The 25,732-nt window shown below is 70.5% G+C and carries 28 protein-coding genes and 1 tRNA gene; 21 read left to right on the top strand and 8 right to left on the bottom strand.

Features of this window, described 5'->3' with window-relative positions; translation table 11 throughout:
* Nucleotides 1-66 precede the first annotated feature (66 nt).
* Entirely contained in the window at nucleotides 67-1,113 is a 1,047-nt protein-coding gene (locus NQO67_RS09230) for an LLM class flavin-dependent oxidoreductase (RefSeq protein WP_255949257.1), read from the top strand.
* A gap of 113 nt (nucleotides 1,114-1,226) precedes the next feature.
* On the opposite strand, the gene NQO67_RS09235 is transcribed toward NQO67_RS09230, so the two are convergent.
* Nucleotides 1,227-2,171, bottom strand: coding sequence for a cutinase family protein (locus tag NQO67_RS09235; protein ID WP_255949259.1), 945 nt, complete (start codon nucleotides 2,169-2,171; stop codon nucleotides 1,227-1,229).
* A gap of 250 nt (nucleotides 2,172-2,421) precedes the next feature.
* Here NQO67_RS09235 and NQO67_RS09240 point away from each other — a divergent pair, with 250 nt between their 5' ends.
* Nucleotides 2,422-3,030 carry a TetR/AcrR family transcriptional regulator gene (locus NQO67_RS09240; protein ID WP_255949261.1) on the top strand — a complete coding sequence of 203 codons (609 nt, stop codon included), beginning with the start codon at nucleotides 2,422-2,424 and terminating at the stop codon, nucleotides 3,028-3,030.
* Between the two features lie 194 nt (nucleotides 3,031-3,224).
* On the opposite strand, the gene NQO67_RS09245 is transcribed toward NQO67_RS09240, so the two are convergent.
* The gene (locus NQO67_RS09245) at nucleotides 3,225-3,986 is read right to left on the bottom strand and encodes an SDR family NAD(P)-dependent oxidoreductase (protein WP_255949263.1); all 762 of its coding nucleotides are present in this window, start codon (nucleotides 3,984-3,986) and stop codon (nucleotides 3,225-3,227) included.
* 73 nt (nucleotides 3,987-4,059) lie between these two features.
* On the opposite strand from NQO67_RS09245, the gene NQO67_RS09250 reads away from it, so the two are divergent.
* A complete protein-coding gene (locus tag NQO67_RS09250; protein ID WP_255949265.1) occupies nucleotides 4,060-4,533 on the top strand; it encodes a MarR family winged helix-turn-helix transcriptional regulator in 474 nt (157 codons plus the stop codon).
* Between the two features lie 51 nt (nucleotides 4,534-4,584).
* Here the strand turns inward: NQO67_RS09250 and NQO67_RS09255 are convergent, their stop codons facing one another.
* Nucleotides 4,585-5,118 carry a ferritin-like domain-containing protein gene (locus tag NQO67_RS09255; protein WP_255949267.1) on the bottom strand — a complete coding sequence of 178 codons (534 nt, stop codon included), beginning with the start codon at nucleotides 5,116-5,118 and terminating at the stop codon, nucleotides 4,585-4,587.
* A 522-nt stretch (nucleotides 5,119-5,640) separates the two neighbouring features.
* Here NQO67_RS09255 and NQO67_RS09260 point away from each other — a divergent pair.
* The 3 genes from NQO67_RS09260 to NQO67_RS09270 all read left to right on the top strand — a co-directional run bounded on the left by NQO67_RS09260 (nucleotide 5,641) and on the right by NQO67_RS09270 (nucleotide 8,289).
* Complete coding sequence (locus tag NQO67_RS09260; protein ID WP_255949269.1) at nucleotides 5,641-6,990, top strand: discoidin domain-containing protein; 1,350 nt, start codon at nucleotides 5,641-5,643, stop codon at nucleotides 6,988-6,990.
* Between the two features lie 355 nt (nucleotides 6,991-7,345).
* The gene (locus tag NQO67_RS09265; RefSeq protein ID WP_255949271.1) at nucleotides 7,346-7,951 is read left to right on the top strand and encodes a DUF6232 family protein; all 606 of its coding nucleotides are present in this window, start codon (nucleotides 7,346-7,348) and stop codon (nucleotides 7,949-7,951) included.
* On the top strand, nucleotides 7,948-8,289 hold the full coding sequence (locus NQO67_RS09270; RefSeq protein ID WP_255949273.1) for a hypothetical protein: 342 nt from the start codon (nucleotides 7,948-7,950) through the stop codon (nucleotides 8,287-8,289). The genes NQO67_RS09265 and NQO67_RS09270 overlap by 4 nt, the downstream gene beginning before the upstream one ends.
* Nucleotides 8,290-8,395: 106 nt before the next feature.
* On the opposite strand, the gene NQO67_RS09275 is transcribed toward NQO67_RS09270, so the two are convergent.
* On the bottom strand, nucleotides 8,396-8,581 hold the full coding sequence (locus NQO67_RS09275) for a hypothetical protein (protein WP_255949275.1): 186 nt from the start codon (nucleotides 8,579-8,581) through the stop codon (nucleotides 8,396-8,398).
* A gap of 345 nt (nucleotides 8,582-8,926) precedes the next feature.
* Between NQO67_RS09275 and NQO67_RS09280 the strand changes: the two genes are divergently transcribed.
* On the top strand, nucleotides 8,927-9,292 hold the full coding sequence (locus NQO67_RS09280) for a hypothetical protein (protein ID WP_255949277.1): 366 nt from the start codon (nucleotides 8,927-8,929) through the stop codon (nucleotides 9,290-9,292).
* A 524-nt stretch (nucleotides 9,293-9,816) separates the two neighbouring features.
* On the opposite strand, the gene NQO67_RS09285 is transcribed toward NQO67_RS09280, so the two are convergent.
* Nucleotides 9,817-10,641 carry an MBL fold metallo-hydrolase gene (locus tag NQO67_RS09285; protein WP_255949279.1) on the bottom strand — a complete coding sequence of 275 codons (825 nt, stop codon included), beginning with the start codon at nucleotides 10,639-10,641 and terminating at the stop codon, nucleotides 9,817-9,819.
* A 461-nt stretch (nucleotides 10,642-11,102) separates the two neighbouring features.
* On the opposite strand from NQO67_RS09285, the gene NQO67_RS09290 reads away from it, so the two are divergent.
* The 8 genes from NQO67_RS09290 to NQO67_RS09325 all read left to right on the top strand — a co-directional run bounded on the left by NQO67_RS09290 (nucleotide 11,103) and on the right by NQO67_RS09325 (nucleotide 19,294).
* On the top strand, nucleotides 11,103-12,302 hold the full coding sequence (locus NQO67_RS09290) for a PQQ-dependent sugar dehydrogenase (protein WP_255949281.1): 1,200 nt from the start codon (nucleotides 11,103-11,105) through the stop codon (nucleotides 12,300-12,302).
* Nucleotides 12,303-12,614: 312 nt separating this feature from the next.
* Complete coding sequence (locus NQO67_RS09295; protein WP_374118959.1) at nucleotides 12,615-13,469, top strand: hypothetical protein; 855 nt, start codon at nucleotides 12,615-12,617, stop codon at nucleotides 13,467-13,469.
* 879 nt (nucleotides 13,470-14,348) lie between these two features.
* Complete coding sequence (locus tag NQO67_RS09300; RefSeq protein ID WP_255949285.1) at nucleotides 14,349-14,996, top strand: DUF4360 domain-containing protein; 648 nt, start codon at nucleotides 14,349-14,351, stop codon at nucleotides 14,994-14,996.
* Nucleotides 14,997-15,050: 54 nt separating this feature from the next.
* The gene (locus NQO67_RS09305; protein WP_255949287.1) at nucleotides 15,051-15,755 is read left to right on the top strand and encodes a DUF4360 domain-containing protein; all 705 of its coding nucleotides are present in this window, start codon (nucleotides 15,051-15,053) and stop codon (nucleotides 15,753-15,755) included.
* A gap of 670 nt (nucleotides 15,756-16,425) precedes the next feature.
* Entirely contained in the window at nucleotides 16,426-17,028 is a 603-nt protein-coding gene (locus NQO67_RS09310; RefSeq protein WP_255949289.1) for a histidine phosphatase family protein, read from the top strand.
* 74 nt (nucleotides 17,029-17,102) lie between these two features.
* Nucleotides 17,103-17,951 (top strand): class I SAM-dependent methyltransferase, encoded by an 849-nt coding sequence (locus NQO67_RS09315; protein WP_255949291.1) that lies wholly within the window; start codon nucleotides 17,103-17,105, stop codon nucleotides 17,949-17,951.
* A 187-nt stretch (nucleotides 17,952-18,138) separates the two neighbouring features.
* A complete protein-coding gene (locus NQO67_RS09320) occupies nucleotides 18,139-18,435 on the top strand; it encodes a type II toxin-antitoxin system VapB family antitoxin (RefSeq protein ID WP_003999914.1) in 297 nt (98 codons plus the stop codon).
* 190 nt (nucleotides 18,436-18,625) lie between these two features.
* Nucleotides 18,626-19,294, top strand: coding sequence for a LytR C-terminal domain-containing protein (locus NQO67_RS09325; protein WP_255949293.1), 669 nt, complete (start codon nucleotides 18,626-18,628; stop codon nucleotides 19,292-19,294).
* Nucleotides 19,295-19,374: 80 nt separating this feature from the next.
* Here NQO67_RS09325 and upp read toward each other — a convergent pair whose 3' ends face one another.
* Nucleotides 19,375-20,010: a uracil phosphoribosyltransferase gene (gene upp / locus NQO67_RS09330; RefSeq protein WP_255949295.1), complete on the bottom strand. Its 636-nt coding sequence runs from the start codon at nucleotides 20,008-20,010 to the stop codon at nucleotides 19,375-19,377.
* Nucleotides 20,011-20,102: 92 nt separating this feature from the next.
* Between upp and NQO67_RS09335 the strand changes: the two genes are divergently transcribed.
* The 6 genes from NQO67_RS09335 (at nucleotide 20,103) to NQO67_RS09360 (ending at nucleotide 24,057) form a co-directional block, all read left to right on the top strand.
* Nucleotides 20,103-20,345 carry a hypothetical protein gene (locus tag NQO67_RS09335; protein WP_255949297.1) on the top strand — a complete coding sequence of 81 codons (243 nt, stop codon included), beginning with the start codon at nucleotides 20,103-20,105 and terminating at the stop codon, nucleotides 20,343-20,345.
* A 420-nt stretch (nucleotides 20,346-20,765) separates the two neighbouring features.
* Nucleotides 20,766-21,305 carry a tRNA adenosine deaminase-associated protein gene (locus NQO67_RS09340; protein WP_255949631.1) on the top strand — a complete coding sequence of 180 codons (540 nt, stop codon included), beginning with the start codon at nucleotides 20,766-20,768 and terminating at the stop codon, nucleotides 21,303-21,305.
* A 115-nt stretch (nucleotides 21,306-21,420) separates the two neighbouring features.
* Nucleotides 21,421-21,849 (top strand): tRNA adenosine(34) deaminase TadA, encoded by a 429-nt coding sequence (gene tadA, locus NQO67_RS09345; RefSeq protein ID WP_255949632.1) that lies wholly within the window; start codon nucleotides 21,421-21,423, stop codon nucleotides 21,847-21,849.
* A gap of 113 nt (nucleotides 21,850-21,962) precedes the next feature.
* Nucleotides 21,963-22,050, top strand: a tRNA-Ser gene (locus NQO67_RS09350).
* A 148-nt stretch (nucleotides 22,051-22,198) separates the two neighbouring features.
* Nucleotides 22,199-22,756 carry a SigE family RNA polymerase sigma factor gene (locus tag NQO67_RS09355; RefSeq protein WP_255949299.1) on the top strand — a complete coding sequence of 186 codons (558 nt, stop codon included), beginning with the start codon at nucleotides 22,199-22,201 and terminating at the stop codon, nucleotides 22,754-22,756.
* On the top strand, nucleotides 22,753-24,057 hold the full coding sequence (locus NQO67_RS09360) for a WD40 repeat domain-containing protein (protein WP_255949301.1): 1,305 nt from the start codon (nucleotides 22,753-22,755) through the stop codon (nucleotides 24,055-24,057). The genes NQO67_RS09355 and NQO67_RS09360 overlap by 4 nt, the downstream gene beginning before the upstream one ends.
* Nucleotides 24,058-24,179: 122 nt before the next feature.
* Here NQO67_RS09360 and NQO67_RS09365 read toward each other — a convergent pair whose 3' ends face one another.
* Together NQO67_RS09365 and NQO67_RS09370 are read right to left on the bottom strand one after the other, a co-directional pair.
* Entirely contained in the window at nucleotides 24,180-24,869 is a 690-nt protein-coding gene (locus NQO67_RS09365) for a VC0807 family protein (protein WP_255949303.1), read from the bottom strand.
* A 50-nt stretch (nucleotides 24,870-24,919) separates the two neighbouring features.
* Nucleotides 24,920-25,615, bottom strand: coding sequence for a TetR/AcrR family transcriptional regulator (locus NQO67_RS09370; RefSeq protein WP_255949305.1), 696 nt, complete (start codon nucleotides 25,613-25,615; stop codon nucleotides 24,920-24,922).
* Nucleotides 25,616-25,732 lie beyond the last annotated feature (117 nt).

The raw sequence follows: 25,732 nt of genomic DNA on the forward strand, positions 1-25,732 counted from the left end.
TGACCTGGTTGCCGACACCGAGCAGGCCCGAACGCACGGGGCAGGCCCGGACGTGGGGAGGGTGTCATGCCGCCGACCTCGAAGCCGTTGCGGAAACTGGGCTTCCTGACCATCGGGCTGTTCGACGAGGCCGATCCGCGCCGCGGCCACGAGTCGACGTTGGAGATCATCGAGCTGGGTGAGCGGCTGGGGTTCGACAGCGCCTGGGTGCGGCACCGGCACCTCCAGTACGGCATCTCGTCGCCCGTCGCCGTGCTGGCCGCGGCCACCCAGCGCACCCGGCGCATTCACCTGGGCACCGCAGTCACCCCCCTGGGCTGGGAGAACCCGCTGCGCCTCGCCGAGGACCTGGCGACGGTCGACCTGCTGTCCGGGGGCCGGCTGAACCCGGGCGTCAGCGTCGGTCCGCCGATGCACTACGACCGGGTCGGGCCGGCGCTCTACCCGGACACCGCCGACGCCGAGGACTTCGGCTACGCCCGCGTGCAGCGCTTCCTGGACTTCGTACGGGGCAAGCCGGCCACCGACTTCAGCGGCACCGAGGGCTTCGAGACGTTCTCCGACCGGGTCCAACCGCACGCTCCCGGGCTGGCCTCCCGCGTGTGGTACGGCGGCGGCAGCCTGAGGTCCGCGCAGTGGGCCGGCGAGCAGGGGGTCAACCTGCTCACCAGCAGCGTCGTGAAGGCCGGTGACCCCGGAACGTCTGCGAACCCAGGGGAGTCATTCGACTTCGCGGCGATCCAGGCCGCGCAGATCCGGGCGTTCCGCGCCCGCCACCCCGACGGTGACCGCGCCCGCGTCTCCCAGGGTCTCGTCGTCATCCCCACCGACAGCGCCTCGCCCGCGCAACGCGCGAAGTACGAGGCGTACGCCAGGCAGCGGCTGCCGCGGACCACCGCCCCGCAGGGCCCGGCGCGCCTGCTGTTCGCGCCCGATCTGGTGGGCGGCTCCGCGGAGATCGCCGAACGGCTCGCCGGCCACGCCGGGTACCGGGAGGTGGACGAGGTCGCGTTCGCGCTGCCGTTCACCTTCGAGCACGACGACTACGTGCAGATCCTCACCGACATCGCCACCCACCTCGGACCTGCGCTCGGCTGGCGCCCGACCGTCTGACGAGGGCCGACCGGCACCTGATCCTCGACCGCACGCCAACGCGCAGGTTCGCCCGTCCGCGGGTGGACGAACCCGCGCGCCTAGCCGATGCGGAGGGGAGATGTGGTGTGGTGTCAGGCCGACTGGATCAGCCGGAACCAGGGGTCGTCGTGCAGTGCCGCCAGCGTGTCCGCGCCCACCACGCCCGGCAGGGCGTCGCGAGCGGTGACCACACGGGCCTTGGCGTCCGCGGTGTCGCCCAGCAGGTTCTGGATCTGCCAGGGCGTACCGATCGGCAGGGGCAGCGGCGGCCCGAAGTCGATGCGGTGCTGCTGGGTGTGCAGGGTCAGGCCGTTTCCGGTGTCCTTGGCCGGGTTGAGGTCGTAGCCGTGGTCGCCGGACGCGTATCCCACCCAGCCGTTGGCGAACGCCAGCAGGTTGGTGATCATGTTGGCCGAGTTGCAGATGGCGTCGTTCTCGTTGCAGACCTCGCGCACCGCGACGTCCTTGAAGTCCCGTCCGCCGCGCATGGTGACGCCCGGCAGGATCGTCGGGAGGTTGGTCTCGATGCCGCCGGCCACGCCGCCCACACCGCCGTCGCCGAAGTCGCGGCGCGGGTCGCCGTACAGGGTTCCGCTGATCTGTCCGTGCGGGATGTCGGACGAGCCGGCGAGATCCGCCAGTGCGTCACCGGCGACCGCGGCGCCTTCCGAGTAGCCCGCCAGCTTGAGCTGCGAGGCGGGGCAGTCGGCGTGGAAGTCGCGCACGGCCGCCTCGACCTTGGCCGCCCCGGCCGCCACCGACTCGTCGAGCGCGGTCTTGTCCACGACGGGGAAGATCCCGCTGTAGTAGGGCACCTGGACGATCTGCCAGCCGGCCGGGGTGTTGTGGTTGAACGACGATGCGTTCCAGTTGTCCATGGTCTCGCCGTGCCCGTACCCGTCGGTCTCGAACACGGCGACCTGCGGGCACGCCTGCGCGGTGGCCGCCTGCGCACCGGGGGCCACCGCGACGGCGCAACCCGCCGTCGCCGCCAGGGCGATTAACGTGCTGGTGACCCTCGTGGACCGAGAACTCATGGGGCACTCCTTGTCGTTGAGTGAAACCGGGCGATCCCCCTGCGACGCCGCGGGCCTCAGGCCACGCGCGCCTTCTTGATCGGGGTTCAGATAATGAGCGTTATCTGAATCGCCAACAAGGTATCCCACGATGATGTGTCACAGGTCACACACACGTCAGGCCGGCGGCACGCGGATCACCTGATCGCCTGCCGGATCGCCCCGCATGACCGGACGAACCTCCGGCGTCCGCACTGCTAGAAATGAACGCATGGAGCAGAATCCGAGCCGCCGCGAACGCCAGGAACGCACGCGTGAGGCACTGCTCCGGGCCGCCGCTGAGGTCTTCGCCAAGCGTGGCTTCCACGCGGCGACGCTCCCGGAGATCGCACGCGCGGCCGGCTGCTCGACGGGGGCGGTGTACTCCAACTTCGAGGGCAAGGAGGACCTGTTCCTCGCCCTGCTGGGACTGTTCACGCGCTCCCTGCGCAACGAGCAGGACACGACATCGGAATCGGAAGACGCCGCCCCCGCCCCCACGTCCGACTACGCGGCCAGACGGTGGACCCAGCAACTCGACGAGCACCCCGAGACGATGCTGCTGCTCGTCGAGTTCTGGCTCTACGCGGTCCGCAACCCCCGCGTCCGGCCGCGCCTGGCCGAAGGCTTCGACCGGGTGCGCGACGAGATCGCCGAGCTGATCACCCAGACGACCGGAGTACCGGCACCCCACACCCTCGACGCCGCGTTCGCCGCACAGGCGCTCGGCTACGGGTACGCGATGCTCCACGCGATCGACCCGGGCCCCGAGAGCCGGGAGCGATTCCGCAAGGCCGTCGGCTGGCTGCACGACGGGGTGACCGCGGAGGCGGACGGCTGAGCCCTCCTGCGGACGCGGCACGCGACGTCCGCAGGGTCGACCGATCGAACAGCCGCCGGGCCGTGTTCTCCGGGTCTCCGGGTCTCCGGGTCTCCGGGTCTCCGGGTCTCCGGACCAGCGGGTACCCGTGTCTCCGGGTCCGCGGGTCAGCGGGTCAGCGGGTCAGCGGGTCCGCAGGTCAACGGCCCAATGGGTCAGCGGGTCAAATGGCGCCCCCCGGCGACCGAGACGACCTCCCCGTTGACGTGCCCGTTGGCGTCGGAGGCCAGGTAGGCGATCAGGCCGGCCACGTCCTCCGGGGTGCAGATCCGCCCGGTGGGCGTCTTGGCCGACTCCGCGTCCACGAGCTCCTGGCCGAACCCCGGATGGGTGAGCGCACGCTCGGTGAGGGTGAACCCCGGGCGGACGGCGTTGGTGAGGATGCCGTGCCGTGCCTCGCGCAGGGCAAGCACCCGCGCGGCGGCCTCGATCGCCGCCTTCGCGGCCGGGTAGCCCGCCGCGGCCGGCGCGGGCTGCTCGACGACGCAGGAGGAGACCAGCACGATCCGGCCCCAGCCCGATTCCCGCATGTCGGGTATCACCGTCTCGGCCAGGGTCATGGTGCCCGCCGCGTTCACCGTGAGGCCGTGCACGAGGGCGTCCCAGTCCTGGTCCTGCGTCGGCCATGCCACCGCATTGGCCACCAGCACGTCCACCGGTCCGAGGCGTTCGCGGACCGTGTCGACGGCACGCGCCATCGACACGGGGTCCGCCTGATCCACCCGCACCGGGCACGCGGTCGCGCCCGCGCCCGCGCCTTCCACCAGTGCCGCGACCTCCGCGGCTCGTTCGCGCCTGCTGTGCCACCCGACGGCGACGGCAGCGCCCTCGCGGGCGAGCGCGACGGCGGTGGCCGCACCGATGTCCCCCGAAGCACCCGTGACGAAGGCGACCTTCCCCTTGAGACCCAGGTCCATGACCGCTCCCCTTCTCCATTTACATAGCCGGCTATCTAATAGCCGACTATATATCTCACCGTAGGGTGGGGACATGGACCCCGCCGACGTCACCCGCGTGAACCGCGCCCTGAACAAGCTGTCCAAGCTCTACCGGGCGGCGAAGGCGCACGCCCTGGCCGAGTTCGGCCTGCACCCGGGCCAGGACGTCCTGCTGTGGGTGCTCGCCCAGGCCGAGGACGGCATGACGATCTCCGCCCTCGCCGACCGGCTCGGCGTGGAGTCCCCCACCGCGACGCGCAGCCTCAAACGGATGGAGAAGACCGGGCTGTTCCGTCGGGACCCCGTCCCCTCCGACCGGCGCCAGGTACGCATCGCCCTCACCCCGCAGGGGCGGGCCCTGATCCCCCGGATCGAACGGGTCTGGGCCGACCTCGCCGACACCACGCTGGGACCACTGTCCGACGACGATCTGGCCGTCGTCGTCCGGGCCCTGGAGCAGGCGAGCGAGGAACTGCGCGGCTTCGTCGGCGGCGACCACGCACGCGCCGTCCTCGCCGAGGACTAGGGGGAGTCTGACGAGTAGGTCCGAAGTCCCGCCCGCCCCGGGACAACACACCTAGGGCTGGTACAGGTCGTTCAGCTCGTCCGCGTGCTCTTCCTCCTCCTCGAGGATGTCCTCGATGAGCCGACGGCTCGTCGGGTCGCTCTCGCCGATCCAGCGGACGATCTCCGTGTACGTCTCGATGACGATGCGTTCGGCGACGAAGTTCTCGCGGATCATCCCCTGGAGGTCGGTCTCGGCGGGCGTCACGTACTCGGTGTGGGAGCGGGAGACGAGGGTGGCCGGATCCATGTCCGGGTTGCCGCCCAGCTGGTTGACGCGGTCCGAGACGCGCTTGAAGTGGTCGAGCTCCTCGTCGGCGTGCTCGCGGAACAGGTCGGCCACCTGCTCGCGGTGGATGCCCTGGGCCACGATCGCGTTCTGCGTGTAGCGCAGGTAGCAGACCATTTCGGTGGCGACGACCTGGTTGAGCACGTTGAGGAGACGTTCGAGGTCGGCCTTGTTCGCGGGGGTGACCGGGCCCTTCGTGATGTTCTTCCGGGCCTCCTGGCGGATGCGGCTGACGTCGATGGCGAACTGGTTCTGCACGGGTCGTTCCTCTTCGGTCGTTCCCGGCGGGCTCGGGCCCCGGGATCGTAAGCAGCCCACCGGAGCAGCCCGGTGCCGACGCGCCCACCAGCGCCTCGCTCCCGCTCTCTTGACAGCCGTCCGGCGGAGGAACAGGCTCTGAGAGCGCTCTCCCAAGAGAGCGCTCTCAGAAATTCGGCTCTCGGCTCTCGGCTCGCACGAGCTCACCTCCAGGCATCGGCACCAGCACCGGTGCCGGTAGCGGCACCGGACCCCGCCGGTACCGGCACCGGTGCCGGACTCCGCGTCACGAGACGCGGACGCTCCCCCCAACGCACACACGGAGCGCTCCCCCCACAAGGAGAAGGAGTACGCATGTCACTCAGAGACACCCGAGACACCCGAGACACCCGAGATATCCAGGGCATCCGAGACCTCCAGGGCATCCGAGATGGCAGAGGCAGTACGGGCTTGCGCGCTTCCGCCCGGCGTCACCGCCCGGCCCCTCCAGTCCGCCCGGCCCGCCGGGTCGGGGTCGGCCTGGTGGCCCTCGCCGCCACCGCGGCGGCCCTGTTCACCGCTTCGCCGACCGTCTCCGCGCAGCAGGCCACCGCCCGGCAGCCCGTGGCCGCCGCGCACGCGGACGCGGACGCGCCCCAGGTCCGCCCGCTCTCCGTGCCCGCACCGCCCGAGGGGTTCACCACCACCTGGGCCGATGACTTCGACGGCGCCGCGGGCACCGGTCTGGACACCAAGGTCTGGCGTTACGACGCCGGCCCGGGCAGCAGCTTCGGCACCGGCGAGATCGAGACGACGACCACCAGCACCGCCAACGTATTCCACGACGGCAACGGTCACATGGTGCTCAAGGCCCTGCACGACGGCAGCGACCCGAACACCGGCTGGACGTCGGGCCGGGTGGAGACGCAGGCCGACGGGTTCGGGGCGTTGCCCGGCGGTGTGGTGCGGATGCAGGCGTCCATCCAGCAGCCGGACGTCAGCACGGCGAACGGCGCCGGGTACTGGCCGGCGTTCTGGATGCTGGGCGCCCCGCTTCGGGTCGGCAAGACCTGGCCCGGCTCCGGCGAGGTCGACATCCTGGAGGACATCAACGGCCGCAGCTCGACCTTCGGCACCCTGCACTGCGGTGTCGCGCCGGGCGGCTCCTGCAACGAGTCCACCGGCGTCGGCAGCGGCGAGCGCCCGTGCGCCGGCTGCCAGACGGGTTACCACACGTACGCGGTGGAACTGGACAGGTCGACGTCGCCCGAGCAGATCCGCTGGTACCTGGACGGCACCAACTACTACACGCTCAAGGCCGACCAGGTGGACGCCGCGCAGTGGGCCGACGCCGTCGACCACAGCTTCTTCATCATCTTCGACCTCGCCATCGGCGGCGCCTTCCCGGCCGCGTACGGCGGTGGCCCCAACGCGGCCACGGTCTCCGGCGGCCAGCTGAACGTGGACTACGTCGCCGTCTACAACAAGGCCCCCGCCGGCCACCCCACCGCCAATCTCGCACAGGGCAAGCCGACCACCGCGTCGTCGGCCGAGAGCGCCGAGTTCCCGGCGTCGAACGCCACGGACGGCGACATCACCACCCGCTGGTCGAGCCAGTTCAGCGACCCGCAGTGGCTCCAGGTCGACCTGGGCCAGACGCACACGATCAACCACGCGACGGTCATCTGGGAGGCGGCCGGCGCATCGGCCTACCAGATCCAGACGTCGAACGACGGCAACTCCTGGACGACCGTCTACCAGAACGACAACAGCCCGGCCGACATCCAGGACGTCGACGTGAACGGCTCGGGCCGCTACGTCCGGATCAACGCCACGGGCCGGAACTCCCAGTGGGGTGACTCGGTGTACGAGTTCGCGGTGTACGGGTCGTAGGCCTGCGGCGGTTCGCGGGCCTACGGTCACGCGATGGCCGACGGTCGCCGGTCGCCGGTCGGCGCAGGCCGGTCGACCGCCCAGACTGCCCACCCACCCACGACGCCTCCCCGGCGCGGAGCGCCCCCGTTCGGCCGTGTGCCGGGTGGGGGCGCTTCTGGCGTCGTCAGGGTGCCAGGGTGCTTCTTCCGGACCACGTTGCCGGGTGGACGACCAGAACCGCGAGGCCGCGTGTCAGCCGCACACAGGTGGAATGGCCGCTTCTCGTCTGCCCCACAACCACCCAAAGAGGCTTAATGGTGTCCCCGCGACACAGCACGGGAGCACGACAACACGGGACAACACGGGGGAGCGCATGGACCAGACCGGGACAGGAAGCATCGCCGCACCACCGCCCGACCCGCCGCCGCAACCGGCCCAACCGCCCCCCATACCGCCGCTTCCCCGCAGGGGAGCCCCCCTGGTCCTCCGGGTCAGCAGCCGAGTGCTGTGGGTGGGGTCGGCGGCCGTCCCCCTGCACAACATCACCTGGGTCGACGCCTTCAAGCTCAAGGGCGACTGGAGCACGGCCGCCCTCCGCTTCGTGAAATACCTCGTCGTCGCCGTAGTGGTCTACATCTTGATCGCCTACACGAGCGGCGATGAGGCGCGTCTCCAGGACGCCGGTGACGACCAGCCGCCCTTGATCATCATCTGCGTCCTGTTCCTGGCCGCCTTCAGGGACGTGTTCGGTCGCAAGCCGGTGCTGGTCGTCGAGACGGCCAGCGGCTCCGCGGTCATCGTGACCCTGCCGAGCGTGGACGAGCTGCGGCAGATCGCCGGAAAGATCGTGTACGCGATCGACAACCCGCAGGCCGAGTTCAGCGCGGTCGTGCACCAGTACAACAGCAACAAGACGAACAACTACGGACCTGTCGTCAACATGAACGGCGGCCGGGGGAACACGGGGTTCAAGCTGTGAGCGACACGTCGAACTACTACGGCCCCGTGGTCAACATGAACGGTGGCCACGACAACGTCGGCATCAACCACGGCACCGTCGGCGGCGCCACCCAGGACGCCGAGCTCCACGCCGCCGTGGCAGACCTCACCCACCTCCTCCGGGACCTACGCCCCCACCTCACCCCCGACCAGGCCCGAACCGTCGACGACGCCCTGCCCCAACTCACCCCCGACCGGGCCGCCCTACGCGAACGCGGCCTCGTCCTGGCGTCCCTCGCACAGATCGCGGCAGCCGTCTCCGCGGTGGGCCAGCCGGCCGCGGAGGCGGTGGGGCGGCTGCTGGCGCTGCTGCGTTAGGTACCGGTCGCGTGCGCCTGGCCGCCACGTGGTCCCGCGGCGGCTTCGCGGAGGACAGCGATGGGTGCCCCCTTTCCCGTGTACTTCCCGTGTGCCTTGCCATCGGTCAGTCCGGAACACGGCCACTCGCCAGGAGTGTCCCCAGGGTGCCGGGCTCCGGTTGAGGCAGCACCTCGGCGTGTGCCGTGCTGAACCCGTGACGCTTGAGGATGTCGACCCACTGCTCCGGCCCGTACTGCCAGCGATACACGACCAGTTCACTCTCCCGCCCCTCCAGCCACTTGCCGCCCATCTGCTGTGCTCCGCACTGGCCGGCGCTGGGCTCGCGATGGGAGAAGGCGAAGACACCGCCGCGTGCCAGGCGCCGGCGCGCCTCCGTCCACGTCCCCGGCGTCCGTGATGCCGAGACTCTCCGCGTGAATGTTCAGGTCGTACTCGCCGACCCGCCGACGCCCGGAGCTGACCGCATCCAGTGACGCGGTCCTCCGGTCTGGTTTCGTGGTCCTGTCTGGTCGAGACTGACATGGCCATCATGGCGTCGTGAAACCTCGATCGGCGGGAGGGGGAAGCCGTGGCTGAGTCCTACTGGGAACCGACGGGTCGGCCAGGGGACTTCGGGCCGCTAGGTCCATGGACCTTGGAACAGACCACGTATCTCGCGTGCACCGATACGGGCGTTCGTTCCCTACCGGTAGTTCTTCAAGGCCACGTGATCGGATACCTATGGGCCTCGGAGACCGAGGAGGCCGCCAACTACGTCGGCAGGGGCGGCACTGGAGCGGTCGGGTTCGACGCCGGCGGGCCGTGGCATCGACGGTTGGAGGAAGCCTGGAACGCAGGCTTCTCCGCGTGGGAGGCGGTGCAGTTGTGGGTGGGCGAACCGGAGGACCCCGTCGCGGGTGCGATCCCTGACGACGCCGAGGATCTGGTCCTGCCGAATTCACGGGCCGCTCGGTGTCTTGCCAGCCACGCCGACGACTACGAGCGACGGCGATTGCGGTAACGATCCGTGCTCGACGGCACATGACCAACGTAGGACCACAGCGGCAAGGAACACACGCACGCCGCACCGAACCGGGTCGGGGGAAGCACCTCCCGGACTCTTCACAGCAAAGGGAGGTGCATCTTCGCAGTCCCCACGTACGGCGAACCCGAACGCACCGGTGTGCGTGCCGGGCGCGCACCGATCACCCGCCGCGAGCATGAACCACCAAGGACGGCGGCAAGCCGGCACGCTGCGGCTGATCTGCGACGACCCGGGCGTCGGGCGTCGGCTCGTCCAGCGCCTGGATCAGGAACCCGTGGCGGAGGAGCGCGGTGACGTAGGTGGACAGCTTCCGGTGCTGGTTGCCCGCCCGGCGCACCCCCTGGGGGTCGTCGGAGCGCCAGAAACCCTCCTGAAGCTATCGCCGACGACGCGACGCGCCGTCCCGTCTTCGGTTCGTGTCCAGGTGGCGTGGGGAGCTTCGAAGCAGGAGTGCGGGATGGTGTCGACGCAAACAGGCCACCCACCCATCCCCCGGCTCGCTAGGAGCCCTCATCCAGCGCAAAGCGCAAATACCGATCCGCCGACCGCCGAACCGCCCCCGCCCCGTCGGCGCCGACCACGCGCCCCCAGAACGCCCCGTAGATCCGCTCGAAGGCGAAAGGCTCGACCAGGGCGAGCGCGCGGCGGATGGTGCTCGGTCGTTCCGGGATGAAGTTGGGGATGCTGTACATGAAGCTGACCCAGCGCCGGTCCATGACCACCATGAAGATGTCGCCGCTGAAGAGCGCGCCGCGCCCCTCCGGGTCGTCGGCCCAGTGCAGCACCGTGCCTCCGGCGAAGTGCGTGCCCGCGTTGATCAGTGTCATGCCGGGCGTGATCGGGTGGGTGTCGCCCGTCCAGTACTCGATCACCGGATCGGGTCGCGCGACCCAGTCACGGTCCGCGGCATGGACGTAGACCGGAGCGTCGAAGGCCCGGCCCCACTCGGTCATCACGCCGTAGAAGTGCGGATGGCTGACGGCGATCGCGCTGATCCCGCCCAGCTCCTCGATGTCGGCGGCGAGGTCGTCGTCGAGGTAGCCCAGGCAGTCCCACAGCACGTTGCCGGCCGGTGAGCGGATCAGCAGTGCGCGCTGGCCGATGGCCACCGACGGCTCCGTGCCGACCCCGGTGACGCCGGGCCCTTCCTCGTCGAGCCGCCCGCGACGGCCTTCGGCGCGCAGCTCGGCCAGCGTCGTCCACCGCTGACCGTCCCACCCGACGTACTGCCGCTCGTCCAGGCAGATCGGGCAGTCGGCGCGCGGCGCCCCGTACTGCACGCCGCAGGTGCTACAGATCGGAAGCTGCGCACCCGTGCTCGACACGACCCTCTTTGAAGACGGCATCGGCATCCACCTACCTCTCCATGAACCCATGGACCCATGGACCCATGAACCCATGAACGCGTGACCCCATGAATCCCTACGCGACCCTCCACGGCCGCGCCATCGCCGTTCCGTACCCTCACCATTCCGTACCATCGCCCCACGGAAGCCGGCAGGGCGACGACGCCGAGCACCGGTATGCGACGACGACCACCGGCCTGCGCTGCCCACCCGTGTGCCATCGGCGCACTCCCGCCGACCGACTGACTGACTGACCGTCTCCACCCACGAACATGGGAGCGCTCCCGCACACCCCTAGTGCATGTACCTGTCAAGCAGGTAACGTCATTGCGCTCACCCAGAGCGCCTTCCGTACCACCCGCGCCATCGACACGAGGACCTCCATCGCCACGAGGATCCCCATCGCCACGAGGATCTCCCCCCGCACCTCTGGAGTGCTCATGACGCACCGCCATTCCACGCATCGCAGACCGCTCAGGCTGCTCGTCCTCGCCTTCTGCGCCGCCCTCTTCGCGCCACTGATGGCCGTCCAAGCCGACGCCCACCCCCGCCCCCGGCTGGACGCGCTGACGACGACCACCACCCAGCTTGCCTCGGGGCTTCAGCGGCCCGTCGCGATCGCCGCGGCCAACGACGGCTCCGGCCGGCTGTTCGTCGTCGAGAAGGCCGGCAGGGTCCGGGTCTACGACCCGGCAGAGGGGCTGCTGCCCGACCCGCTGATCGACATCACCGACAAGGTGGACGCCGACGACAACGAACGCGGGCTGCTCGGCATCGTGCCGGCGCCCGACTTCGCCCAGAGCCAGGTGCTCTACCTGGCCTACACCTCGCTGCCCGACGCCCGCGTCACGCTGGCCCGTTACCGGCTGACCGACAACAGCCTGGAAGTCCTGCTCGACCAGGACCACTCCGCGGCCAGCAACCACAACGGCGGTCAGCTCGCCTTCGGCCCCGACGGCTACCTGTACTGGAGCCTGGGCGACGGCGGCAGCGCCGACGACCCGCCGAACAACGCGCAGAACAAGAACGTCCTGCTGGGCAAGATCCTGCGCCTCGACGTGAGCAAGACCTGCGGCTCGCTGCCGTACTGCGTCCCGCCCGACAACCCGTTCGTCGGTCAGGCGGACGCCCGGCCGGAGATCTGGCTGTACGGGCTGCGCAACCCGTGGCGGTTCTCCTTCGACCACGCCGACAAGACGCTCTGGATCGGCGACGTCGGCCAGGGCCAGGAGGAGGAGATCGACCACCTGACGCCGCAGCAGGGCGGCGCGAACATGGGCTGGTCGTGCCGCGAGGGCACCCTGGAGCACATCCCGGAACGGTGCCCGACCGACACGCCCCTCACCGACCCGATCTTCACGTACAAGACGTCGGACCAGGGCTGCGCGGTCATCGGCGGCTACGTCTACCACGGCGCGTACGCCGCGGCGCGCGGCACGTACATCGCCAGTGACTACTGCTCGTCCACGGTGTGGGCCCTGCACAAGAACGCCGACGGCTCCTACGCCAACAGCACGCTCGGCACCCTACCCACGCAGATCACCGCCTTCGGCGAGGGCACCGACGGCGAGCTCTACATGGTCAACGACCTGCCCGGCCGGCTGTACAAGATCGGCTTCCAGGAGTCGACCACCGAGTGATCCGGCGAGTCGGCCACCGAGCGATCCGGCGGCCGGCACACCCGGCGGCGCCCCGATCGGCAACGACCGGGGCGCCGCCGCGTTCGCCCGTTGCCCCGCCGTTGCCCCACCCGTGCATCCAACCGGTCATCCACCCGTTGCCCCACCCGCTCGTCCGTCCTCACGGGCCCTGCCGATTACGCCATCCAGGTGTATTTCGGCGTGGAATCCGCCGGCCTCGCCCACATCGCCGTTATGTCGGTCGTGGAACCACGTGATTTCTGGGATCGGAACAGTGTCCTGGCGGAAGCGTTCTGCGCCAGCGACGAGCGGGTGCGCCACGCCCAGTCGGTCCTGCACGAAGCGCAGGCCGAGCGGAGCAGGGCACTCGCCGCTTTTGCGGTCACCGTCGGCAGGGACGGGACGATCGCGGATCTGATGGGACTCAACGAGCGCGAGGTACGCACGGCACGGCGCACGGTGGGCCGGGGCACGGCACGCACCGTCGCCGAGCGCCTGCTGTCCTACGCGCCGAAGCCCACCCCGATCCACGAGGCGCCGGCACCCCCGACGTCACCCCCGACCGCCCCGCCCCAGGCCCCCGGACAGTTCACCGCGCAAGGCCCGGTGCAGACGCCGGCTCCCGGTCCCGTCGTGGCAGGCCCCCACGCGCCGGCCTCGACGCACCAGGAGGAACCTTCCGCCACCCTTCCGTCCCAGGTCCCGCCCCTGCCGACCACGCCACCGAGCACCCCGCAGAACGCCCCGCAGGCCGCCGTGCTCGACGCCCCGCAGTCCGCTGTGCTGCACGCCACGCCGGCCTCCCCCATGACGCCCCAGGACCCGACCGCGAGCACCACGGGGCACGGCTCCGACGGCCCCAACAACGCCGTGATCTGGTCGTCCAGCATGGACTCGGTGCTGGTCTGGAGCTGGAAGTCGGGCCTGGACCTCCAGACGGTCGCCGCCGAACTGGGCCTGGACGTGCGGACGCTGTTGCTGCGCGTCCAGGTGCTCGCCGACGACGGGCTGCTCACCCCGGCCAACCAGCCCACCCCGGGCTCCGACCTCGCCCCTTCACAGCCCGTCCGGCGCCGCTCCGGACGCCACCGCCGCCACCACGAAGACGCCTACACGGCCTTCTTCGGCCCCACCACGACCACGTTCCCCACGTACGTACCGCGCTGAGCCCCGGCACCCGCTCGCGCGCTTCGGCGTCCGCCGGACGGGCCTCCCCGACAACGACCGTGCAAGCAGGTCCGGGACGCCGGGAACCCGACCGAATTCCGGTCCGGAATTCAACCAAGTCTGGACCACGCAAACACTAATCGGACGAATCCAACTGCCTTGAGATAAGGCCGGGTTGGACGGTAATTCCGGTGTCCGCTCTCTTGCCGGAACGGGGGCCAGGGCGTAACTTTGGGAGCGCTCCCACTCGTGACCCTCACAAGGGTGGCGAGAGGCGGCAGTTCCGGTACGCGCGCTTCCCGGAGCGAAGGAGTCGTACGACGGCCTGGGTCGGACGTGCTCCCGCCCCCTCGGGGTCGCTCCCCGTGGTTCTCGGCTCGACCGCACGTCCGTACTTCTGCTCCATCCGTGCTTCCGCACCCCCGCACAGCCATGGCCGCGTTGTGCGCGGTGTCGGAATGCGCACCGTACGACCCCGACCCCACACCGGCCGCACCACGTGTGCGACCGCACCCGCACACCCCGCTCGTCCCCCTGCGAGCGGTGGCTGCTCTGCCGTCGGCCCGGCCAGGACGCTCTAGAAGGTCCCCCCTCCGTCCGGCCTCCCCACGACCGCGGCATCAGATCGCCTGAGTACGTCACGCGTCAGTACGTCACGCGTCGTTGTTCCACCGCGTGCCGTGGCACCCGCTCGTATCCCTGCACCGCACAGCGATCGCCGCGGTACGCCGTACCGCTCTCAGTGCACTGAAACACCGCTCGTCAACCCATGCGAGGCCACTGAAGGATCGTTTCCGCGCAGCTCCGTTCGCACGCACCCGTGCCCCATGCACCGGTGTGTCGATCCCGCACGGCCTCATGACCCTCGATTGGAGCATCATGTCCAAATACCTGCTGGCAGGCGGCACGGTAGCCGCGCTCGTCGCCTCGACGCTGGGCATCGCCCAGGCACAGGCCGCCGAGACCACGGTGCCGTCTCAGAGAATCGAGATGAGCATCAACACCGTGAACGGCTCGGGCTGCCCGGCCGGTACCGCCGCCGTCGCGGCCTCGGCCGACAACACCGCCTTCACCGTCACCTACAGCGACTACCTCGCCCAGGCCGGCGGCGGTACCAGCGCGACCGAGTCCCGCAAAAACTGCCAGCTCAGCCTGAACGTCTCCGTGCCCCAGGGCTTCACGTACGCCATCGCCAGTGCCGACTACCGCGGCTACGCGTACCTGGGCAGCGGCGCCTCGCTGGTGCAGAAGGCGTCGTACTACTTCATGGGCTCCTCGGAGACGTCGTCCAGCACGCACCAGATCAACGGCCCGCTCGACGACAACTGGCACACCAACGACTCGACGAACTACGCCGACCTGGTCTGGGCGCCCTGCGGCGTGACCCGGAACTTCAACATCAACACGGAGCTGCGGGTCAGCGCCGGATCGTCCGGCGAGACCAGCTTCGCCACGATGGACTCCACCGACGGCAGCGTGAGCACCACCTACCAGCTCTCCTGGATGGAATGCCCGTCCGCTGCGTGACCCCGCAATTCAGCACGGCATCAGTCACCGGCTCAGACAAGTGATGGGAGAACCATGTCTCGTGCTCTTGCGGCGGGTGGGGCCATAGCCGCTTTCCTCCTCGCCACGCTCACCGGCGCGAACGCCCAGGCATTCACCGGCCCGAACCTCCCCGGCACCGCACAGCCGCCGTACTTCGGGGACGACGTACCGACCGACAAAATGGTGATCGAACTGGTCACCGTGAACGGCTCGGGCTGCCCGGCCGGTACCGCCGCGGTGGCGGTCTCCGATGACAACACCGCCTTCACCGTGACGTACAGCGACTACCTGGCGCAGGTCGGGGTGGGCTCGACCTCGACCGACTTCCGGAAGAACTGCCAGCTCAACCTGGCCATCCACGTCCCACAGGGCTTCACCTACGCCGTCGCCGGGGTCAACTACCGCGGCTACGGCTACCTGGAGGACGGCGCCGTCGGTACCCAGAAGGCGCAGTACTACTTCCAGGGCCAGGCGACCACCGACCAGCGGACGCACACGTTCAACGGTCCGCTGGACGACAACTGGGAGGCCAACGACACCACGGACCTGGCCTCGCTGGTCTACGCACCCTGCGGTGAGATCCGCAACTTCAACATCAACACCGAGCTGCGGGTGAGCGCCGGCACCTCCGATCCGACGACGACCACGAGTTTCATGACCATGGACTCGACGGACGGCGATGTCAGCACCACCTACCAGCTCTCCTGGGAGAAGTGCCCCGACGGGTCGGGCGCGTAAGGCCTAGCGACCCGGTCGAACCACCTCTTCCACAGGACCCGCATTCCCCGTGGCCCCGGCGGCCGGCCCTTGGTCGGCCGCCGGTGGCGGGCCCGGGCGGGGTCCGCCGCGGTGCGGCTGGGAAGCGCCCGGTGGCGTGGACCCGACCCCCGGCCATCCGCACCGCCCTCACACGGGCACGGCGGCCCTCGCGGCCGGCCGTGTCCGTGTGAGCCGTGCCCAGGCGTATCCGGCACCCAGCAGAATTCCGACGGTTGTCGAATGCGCCGCGGGCACGGAATTCACCGTGGATGTGGAATCCCGTACGTTTCCCGTACGTTTATGGACACCGTTCCGGCAGTGTTCGGGGAATCGAACGAATACCGTCCGGCGCGCTCCCCCTCGCGCACGTCGTCCGTGCCGGCGGGCAACCGTCCTGGATTCACCCTGGATTCATCCCGGATTCGCCCCCGGCGGGCCGCGGGATCCGCCGCCGGACGCGGCCCGGACCCCGCCCGGATGCGAAGCCCGGATGCGGGGCCCGCATCCGATCGTGTCGCGGACATCTGATCGAAAACGGTACCGTCCTGCGGGCCGTGGGCGGCGAGCAGCGCAGCTCGCGGACGACACCGCGGCACGTGAGCACGAGGGCATGAGAGCACGAGGGCACGAGGGCACGAAAGGCGCCGGTATGACGGTTCGAGTGACGCTCGTCTCGCCCGCCGCCAGCACGGCGACGGCCACCGCCTGCTTCGAGGACGGCCATCCGCTGACGGAGGCCGGACGGCAGCGGGCACGCCGGGCCGCGGGGGCGTTGCCGAGCGGTCCGGACCCCGTCCCGGCGTCGGGGACGGTGCGCTGCACGCAGACAGCGCAGGAGCTGGGGCTGGCGGTCGCTCCGGCACCGGGGCTGGCCGGCTGGTCGGCCGGCGCCTGGCGCGGCAGGACCCTCGACGACGTGGCCGCGACGGAGCCCGACGCCGTGGCGGCCTGGCTCGCCGACCCGCACGCCACGCCCCCGGGCGGCGAGTCGCTGGTACAGCTCTGCACCCGGGTCGCCGACTGGCTGAACGCCCTTCCGGAACCGTCGGCCGCGCCGCCCGCTCCCGCCGCCCACGGGATCGTCGCCGTCGTCGAACCCGACGTCGTACGGGCCGCCCTGGTCGTCGCGCTGGACGCGCCGTATCCGATGTTCTGGCGGCTGGACGTACGCCCGCTGACCGCCACCGTGCTCAGCGGCCGGCAGGGCCGCTGGAACGTCCGCGTCGGCGACCCGCTGACCGCTGACCGCTGACCGGCTGATCACCAATTCGCAATCCGCCGGATAACCAGTGGTGTGCGCGCCGTGCCTGCTGCCACGCTCGCCCCATGGCCGAACATCCCTACGACGCCGCCTCCGACCCCGAGATCCCCGACACCTCCCACGCCACCCACGCCACCCACGCCACCCACACCTCCCGTACCTTCGACGACCTGATCGCCGAGGCCGGCTCCGTCTCCGTGGCCGGATGGGACTTCTCCTGGCTGGACGGCAGGGCGACCGAAGAGCGCCCGCCGTGGGGCTACCAGCGGCTGATGGGTGAGCGGCTCGCCCGGGCGTCCGCCGCTCTGGACATCCAGACCGGCGGCGGCGAGGTGCTCGCCGGAGTGCCGCGCCTGCCGAAGCTGATGGCCGCCACGGAGTCCTGGCCGCCGAACGTGGCCAAGGCCACCGCCCTGCTGCACCCGAGGGGCGCGGTGGTCGTCGCCGACCAGGACGAGCCGCCGCTGCCTTTCGCGGACGGCGCATTCGACCTGGTGACGAGCCGTCATCCGGTGACCGTGTGGTGGCAGGAGATCGCCCGGGTACTGCGGCCCGGCGGCACCTACCTGTCCCAGCACGTCGGCCCGGCCAGCGTCTTCGAACTCGTCGAGTACTTCGTGGGGCCGCGCTCGGAGGAGGAGCGACAGGGGCGCCATCCGGACCGTGCGCGCCGGGGCGCGGCCGAGGCCGGTCTCGACGTGGTCGACCTGCGGACCGCACGGCTGCGCATCGAGTTCTTCGACATCGGCGCGGTCGTCTACTTCCTGCGCAAGGTGATCTGGATGGTGCCGGACTTCACCGTCGAGCGGTACCGGGACCGGCTGCGGGAGCTGGATGGGCAGTTGCGCTCCGACGGCCCGTTCGTCGCGCACTCCACGCGCTACCTCATCGAGGCCCGCAAGCCGGCGGCCTGACAGCGTGTCGGGGCCGGTGCGGCACCTTCGGGCGACCGCGCCGGCCGGGGTCGGTGCGGGCGGTACCGCCCGGTGGGGGTGTTCGTACCGGTTCAATGCGGATTGCGGAGGCATTCTCCCGGTTTCCATGGATCCCAGTGCACCGTCGCGGCTGCGCCCACGGAGCGTTGCCCGGTAGGCTTTCCGTGTGATCTTCAAGCGCATCGGCAACGGCCGGCCGTACCCAGACCACGGCCGGGAAAGCACCCGGCAGTGGGCGGACGTCGCGCCGCGCCCGGTCCGCCTCGATCAGCTCGTGACGACCAAGGGCCAGCTGGACCTGGAAACCCTGCTCGCCGAGGACTCGACGTTCTACGGCGACCTCTTCGCCCACGTCGTGAAGTGGCAGGGCGACCTCTACCTGGAGGACGGGCTGCACCGCGCGGTGCGCGCCGCGCTCCAGCAGCGCCAGGTGCTGCACGCCCGCGTCCTCGAACTGGACTGACCGCCGCGCCCCGCATGCCTCGCCACCATCCGGCCCGACTCCATCCGGTCCGCCACCATCCGGTCCGCCTCCATCCGGGACCGGGCGGAGGGCCATACAGCCGGCGGGCCGTGACCCTTTCGGGGGCAAGTGCCCGTCATACGATGATCATCCGGTAGGCATGAGCGGTCCGTCGCACTACGCTGCGGCCATGAGCATGCTCACTCCCCCCGGCTTGGGCGGCAAATACCGCATCACAGGGAACAAATACCCTCGTATGCGCCGCGGCCGCCGACGCAGCAAGATCGTGCTCGCGCTGATCGCCTCGCTCGCCGCGGTCGGTCTGCTCGGGTGGGGAAGCCTGCAACTCATCGACGTCTTCACAGGCGGCGACAAGGCCAACGCGGCCGGCCGGAAACACTGCACGACCGCATCGGCCACGGCGTCGCAGGCGGCGGGCGCCGGCGCGAGCGCATCCCCGGCCGCCCCGGGCAGCGCCGAGAAGCTCCCCAAGCCCGGCCAGATCACCGTCAACGTCTTCAACGCCACGACCCGTTCCGGCCTCGCCAAGGACACCGCGGACGAGCTCAAGAAGCGCGGCTTCAAGATCGGCAAGGTAGGCAACGCGACGCCGCAGTACGACAAGAAGGTCAAGGGCCCGGGGATGCTGCTCGGCAGCACGTCCGCGATGGGCGGCGCGCTGCCCGTGCTGGGCACCCAGCTGGACGGCGCACAGCAGCGCGCCGACACCCGCAAGGGCGCCGAGGTCGACCTGATCATCGGCGACGGCTTCAAGAGCCTGGCGACCCGCACGGCCGCCACGAAGGCCCTGAACACCCTGGCCCACCCGGCCCCTCCGCCGCCGAAGAAGTCCTGCTGAACCGAGAGGTCCTGCCGACGGCTGCGCGACGGGGTGCGGCGGCGCACCGCCGCACGTGAGGGCGCGTGTGCCGTCCGGCGTCAGTCCACCGTGCCGTACATCCGGTCGCCGGCGTCGCCCAGGCCGGGCACGATGAAGCCCTTGTCGTTCAGGTGCTCGTCGACGGAGGCGGTGACCACCGTGACCGGGGTGCCCGCCAGCTCGCGCTCCATCAGCTCGATGCCTTCCGGGGCGGCCAGCAGCACGACGGCCGTCACATCGTCGGCGCCCCGGGTGATCAGCTCCTGTATCGCGGCGACCAGGGTGCCGCCGGTGGCCAGCATCGGGTCGAGCACGTAGACCTGACGGCCGGACAGGTCATCGGCCATGCGGGTCGCGTACGTCGACGCCTGGAGCGTGTCCTCGTTGCGCATCATGCCGAGGAAGCCGACTTCGGCGGTCGGCAGCAGCCGCACCATGCCCTCGAGCATGCCGAGCCCGGCGCGCAGGATCGGCACCACCAGCGGCTTGGGGCTGGTCAGCTTCACCCCCGTGGTGGCGGCCACCGGGGTGGCGATGTCGACCTGTTCGGTGCGCACGTCCCGGGTGGCCTCGTAGGCGAGCAGGGTGACGAGCTCGTCGGCGAGTCGCCGGAAGGTCGCGGAGTCGGTGCGCCGGTCGCGCAGGGCGGTGAGTTTGTGGGCCACCAGGGGGTGGTCGACAACGTGGAGACGCATGGGCCCACAGTAACGGTGCCCCTGCCGCGCCCTGCGCCCGCATCAAACCGGCCGTCGGAGGGAAGACGGTAGGACTACGGGGGTGGAGGCCGATGCCTGACGCGGATGCCGCAAGACCACACAGCCAGCAAGGAACCGGAGAGCCGGAAGCGCCGGCGCCCCGCTCGTCCGGGGGCAGGTCGACGCAGGAGAGCGCGGCCGAACGCAGGAAGCGCCGGGCGCAGTTCCTCCGTGAGCTGACCGAGGCCCGTGAGCTGCGCGCCCGCGTCCAGCCGCGGCGCGCCCGGGCGCAACGAGAGCGCCAGGCCCTGCGCATGCGCTCATTCCGCTGGTAGCACCGCGCCCACCAGGCGATCGGTCGTGCCCGAGTACGGGACTACGCGGCCACGGCGTCGTACGATTCCCTCGCCCGAGTGTCCGTTCGCCCTCCTGGCCGCAGGCTTCCCCCGTTTCCCACGGGTGGCGGCACATCCGCGGCGAGGGTCGCGGCCGGAGCTCGCACGGGCCCTGCAATGGCGCAGACTCCGGACTTCGGGTACCTGACGGGAGCGGGCCGTGGCACCGCAGAACTGCCCGAAAGGCGGATCCGACGAAAACAAGAGCGGACACAGGGGGCAGAAGACCTCTCCTGGAGCCGTTCTTTCTGCCACGATTCCGATGGGGCGGAACGACGATGCCGCAGCACAGCACCCCGCCTCCAGCCGCCGCCGGGGGGACCACCAACCGGCACGCCTATGACCAGTGGGAGAGTCACGGTGTACTTCGCCGCACTGCTCGCGCGCACCGAAGACGGGTGGGAAGCGAGCGACACAGAGCTCGACGATGTGGAAACCCTGTCGGATCTGACCGACCTGGCCCGGGACGCCTCGCCTGACGAGGACACCGTGCTCGTCTTCATCGAACAGGAGGACGCGTGGTTCGGCGTCGTCCGCGTGGACGGCGAGGACGACCCCCGGATCTATGTCTCGGACGGCGCCGCTGCCGCCCGTAGCGCGTACGGGGAGATCCTGCTCACCGACGAACTGCTCGGCCGGGAACCCGGCGCCGAGGACGACGGCGACGACCTGGACGCCCTCGACCTCGACGGCACCGAGGACGGCGAGCCGAGCGAGGCCGCCGACCCCGACCTGGAGGACGCCGACGACGTGGTGCCGTCCGGGCCGCTCGGCGACGTCGAGATCCTCGCGGACCTCGGGGTCGACGAGAAGGACCTGCTCGCCCTGGACAGCGGAGACGCGCTCAGCGAGATCGCCGACGCCCTCGGCGCGGCGGAGGTGCTGGAAACGGTCCGTTGACCCCTACACCCACCCCACCCACCCCGGGGCGCGTGAGGTGAGCACGGCGCACGGCCCCGAGCGGGCGAGCCGACCGGCGCAGCCCGACCCGGTACGCGACCGCTGGCAGGCCGCGATGCAACACGCCCTGGACGAGGCCGCACAGGCCGTCCAGGGCGGCGACGTGCCCGTGGGCGCCCTGGTGCTGGACCGGCACGGCACCGTCCTCGCCACCGGGCACAACGAACGTGAGGCCACCGGCGACCCCACCGCGCACGCCGAGCTCCTGGCCATCCGGCGTGCCGCAGCCCGCCTCGGCACCTGGCGGCTGACCGACTGCACCCTCGTGGTCACCCTGGAACCCTGCACGATGTGCGCCGGCGCGATTCAGCAGTCCCGCGTCGACCGGTTGGTCTACGGCGCACGCGACGAGAAGGCGGGAGCGGCCGGATCCCTCTGGGACGTGATACGCGACCGCCGCCTCAACCACCGCCCCGAGGTGATCCACGGCGTGCTCGCCGACTCCTGCGCACGCCTGCTCACCGACTTCTTCCGCACCAGGTGACCTGCCCCACCGTGGGGCGCCCCCGTCCTCGGCCCCGGGCCCACGGCCCCGAACCGCAACAGCACCGGAAACGGATTTCGGAGCACGGCCCACCGTGGGCTAGGATCTGTCTCGGTAGCGTGTCCGAGCGGCCGAAGGAGCTCGCCTCGAAAGCGAGTGTGGCGCAAGTCACCGAGGGTTCAAATCCCTCCGCTACCGCCAGCGAAACCGCCCCTGACCTGCGAAGACAGGTTGGGGGCGGTTTTTTGCATCGCTGCCTCGTCACCACTGGCATAGCGGCGCTCCAAGAGCCGCGTCACCACTGATGACGGGAGGTGGAGCACCAGCCCCACCCAGAGAGAAGGTGACGATGGATGCCGAAGATCAGCAGGGCTTCCAGAAATTCGTGGCAGGACGGTCCACAGCGTTACTGAGGACCGCCGTGCTGCTGAGCGGCGGCGACCGGCACGCGGCGGAGGACCTGCTCCAGAACGCCCTCATCAAGGCCGCGAGACAGTGGCACCGCATCGACGAACCCGAAGCGTACGTCCGCCAGATCCTGTACCGGCAGCAGGTCAGCATCTGGCGCCTGAAATGGCCGCGGCGTGAGATCAGCGTCGCCGAACCACCGGAAGTGAGCACTCCCGGAGACGGCCCGGCAGTCACCGAGCTGCGGCTGCTGATGCGCGGCGCGCTGGCCCGCCTCACCGCGCGGCAGCGCACCGTGCTGGTCCTGCGCTACTTCGAGGACCTGCCGGAGGCCGAGGTGGCCCGTGTCCTGGGCTGCTCCGTCGGCACCGTGCGGTCCACCACGCACCGGTCGCTCGCCCGGCTGCGCGCCCTTGCCCCGGAACTGGCCGCACTCGGCCCGGCCAACGCCGAGCGGGAGCCGACCGCTGACTACTCGCCCGTGGAGGTCCGTCCATGAACGTCGACGAGCTGCTCCGTGACTCCCTGCGTGAACAGGCGGCAGAAGAGCCACCCATGGGTCCGGGCTTTGCCGACCAGGTGCTGGCCGTCGGGCGCCGTCGCCGGATCCGTGCCCTCGCGTCCGTCGCCGCGTGCACCGCCGCCGTGGTCGCCCTCGCCATCGGAGTGCCGCGACTGGACTCCGCCGGCCATGACGCACCCGTTCAGCACTCCGGCAAGAACGACGTCTCGCTGCCCCGCCTCCGGCAGTTCGACGTGCCGCTTCCGCCCTCCCTCGACGACGGGCTACCGCTGGCCAGCGAGACGGACAAGAGGGACGTCATCGCCCACCCCGACCAGTCGCCGCCACGCAACCTGATCGCGGCCGGGGACACCGCGCTCGCCGCGTACTCCACGTCGAGCGTCGTCGAGGAGTCGCCCGACAAGGGCTTGTTGCAGCGCACGTACTGGATCCTCAACCAGAAGACCGGCAAGTACGAGAAGGACGCCCGCTGGTCCTTCCTCGCCGTCGCCCCGGGCATGCGGACCGCCGCCGTCCTGGAGCGCCATCTCCCGGCCAGCCGGATCGGCGTGTACGACCTGGTCAGCCGCCAGGTCGTGGACTGGATCCCGGTCGACCGGGGTGTCGCAAGCGTGGCGTACTCGCCGGACGGCAGCAGAATCCTCGCGACCACGTACGACACGCAACCCGACGGGCGCCTGCGTGCACCCGACGACGCCGACGGCGACGGCAAGAAGAACGACTGGTACAGCAAGCCGGACAAGGCGTTGGCGACCGGCTTCTACATCCTCGACCTGAAGGCGGGAAAGGGCGCCTGGAACCCGGTGACCATCCACGCCAAGGGCGTCGACCCCCGCGTGGACTTCGTCTTCAACACCGACGGCACGCTGGTCTCCCCGGATCTCTGGTCGGCTTCCCACGTGCAGTTCTACAACTTCAAGGGCGAGAAGGTCGCCACGCCGGCGAAGGACAAGTACCTGCGCCAGTCCCCCGGACCGGGGCTGTCCCCGAACGGCAAGCTCCTGGCCGGCTACATCAACGAGGACGAGGGTTCGGCGACCAACATCCTCGATCCGTACACCGGCAAACGGCTCTACAAGACCCCCGGCGTCGACCACCTCGCCTGGGCCGACGACAAGCGGCTCATCGTCGGGGAGACCACACCGGGCACGCTGAGGTTCCAGACCAGGCTGGCGCTCGTCACGATCGGCGACGACACCATGATCCCGCTGAGCGGCAGCACCGGGGGGCGCGAGTCCTCGTCCGAGAACTGGGCGCCGATCTTCGCCCGGCGCTGAGTCACCCGGCCGCCGGCCGTTCGCACACTGCCGGCGGCGAGCGCGGGGTCACGGCGACACGGGGACGCCGTGACCCCGTCGGCCGGTTGTCGACCTGCGTGGGCCGCAGCCCGTCGCCACCGTCACGCCGGCCGCCCGGTGCCGGCCAGCGGAGTGATCACCAGGCCGCGGCTGCGCAGCCCGTGACGGCGCAGGTAGCCGCGCCCGAAGAACCGCTGGAAGGCCAGGATCGCCAGCACGGTCACCGCCAGCAGCGCATCGTCGAGGACCGGCACCAGGTCGATCGGCAGGGTCATCGCCAGGACGGTCCGCAGCGCGCTGTCGAGCAGGCAGGCAGCGCCCCAGAAAGCGCTACAGATCCACAGCAGCCGGCGGAACGCCGGATGGCGTTCCCAGTTGGCCTCCAGCATCCGCCGCCGGTCCTCGTCCACGACGATCCTCGTCGCCTCGTAGAGGAACGGCCTGCGGGACAGCAGCGTGCACAGCATCCACACCCCGATGGCGGCCATGCCCCAGCCGTTGCGTATCAGCAGCAGCCGCGGGCTGCCGGTGACGAAGGACATCGCCACGGTCAGGCCCATCGCCAGGAGCATGAAGACCTGCAACCCGCCGATCCGGCGCTCGGCGACGAGGCCCCGTACCGCCCCGGCGGCCGGGATCACGGCACCGGCCAGCAGCGCGAGGAACTGGTTCACCCCCAGCCAGCGCAGGCCGTAGAAGAGGACGAGCGGGACGAGTACGTGCACCGTCAGGACGCGGCTCAGGGCCCCATGGGCCGGTGCGGGACGCTGCGCGCCCGGACTCTCTGCCATCACACAACCTTTCCGAACGGGGCTTTTCGCGCGGGTGTCGGTACGGCGCCTCACCGGGACCCGGTGGCCAGCGAGAACGCGGTGACCAGCTCCCGGGTGTACGTGTCGAAGTCCAGGCCCGGCTCGCCGCGCAGCCGCTGGGCGGCGGCGTCGACGGCGCCGCGGATCATCACCGCCAGCGCACGGACGTCGAAGTCGCGGAACTCGCCGCTGCGCTGCCCTGCGGTGAGCAACTCCTCCAGCCCGCGCACGCCCGGTTCCTGCGTGCTCTGCGACGTGTACGGCTGCCCGTCCGCATCGCGCACGTGCGGTCCGATCTCGGTGAGCGCCACCATCTCCCGCGGATGCGCGCGCAGGAACTCCAGATTGGCCTCCAGGTAGGCGCGCAGCTTCGCCGCCACCGTCTCCTCGACCGCCATGCGGGCACCGATGAACTCCGCCCCGGCCGTGAACACCTCCCGGACGATCTGGTGCATCAGATCGTCCTTGTCGGCGAAGTGGTACGAGATCATCCGCGGGCTGCTCAACCCGGCCCGCTTGGTGATCTTGGCGAACGACGCCTTGGCGTAGCCGAGTTCGGCGATGGTGTCGATCGCCGCCGCCACGATCTGCGCCCGGCGCGCCGCATTGGTGAAGGTCCGCCCAGCCTGTTGCGCCTGTTCGCTCTGTCGCGCCTGCCCGGCCCGCTCTGCCTGTTCGCTCTGTTGAGTCCGTTCGGTCTGTTGGGTCCGTTGGGTCTGCGTCACGGCGGCTCCCCTGTTTATTTGCCCAGATAAATCTTACCTCCTCTGAATCAGAAGTTCTCCGATGGCCTGCTAGGGGTGTTGGCACCACCCCAGGACGGGTGCCAGGCCCCTCGAAGG

Origin of the sequence: Streptomyces odontomachi, from assembly GCF_024435355.1 — a bacterium.
GTDB classification, from domain to species: Bacteria; Actinomycetota; Actinomycetes; order Streptomycetales; family Streptomycetaceae; genus Streptomyces; species Streptomyces odontomachi.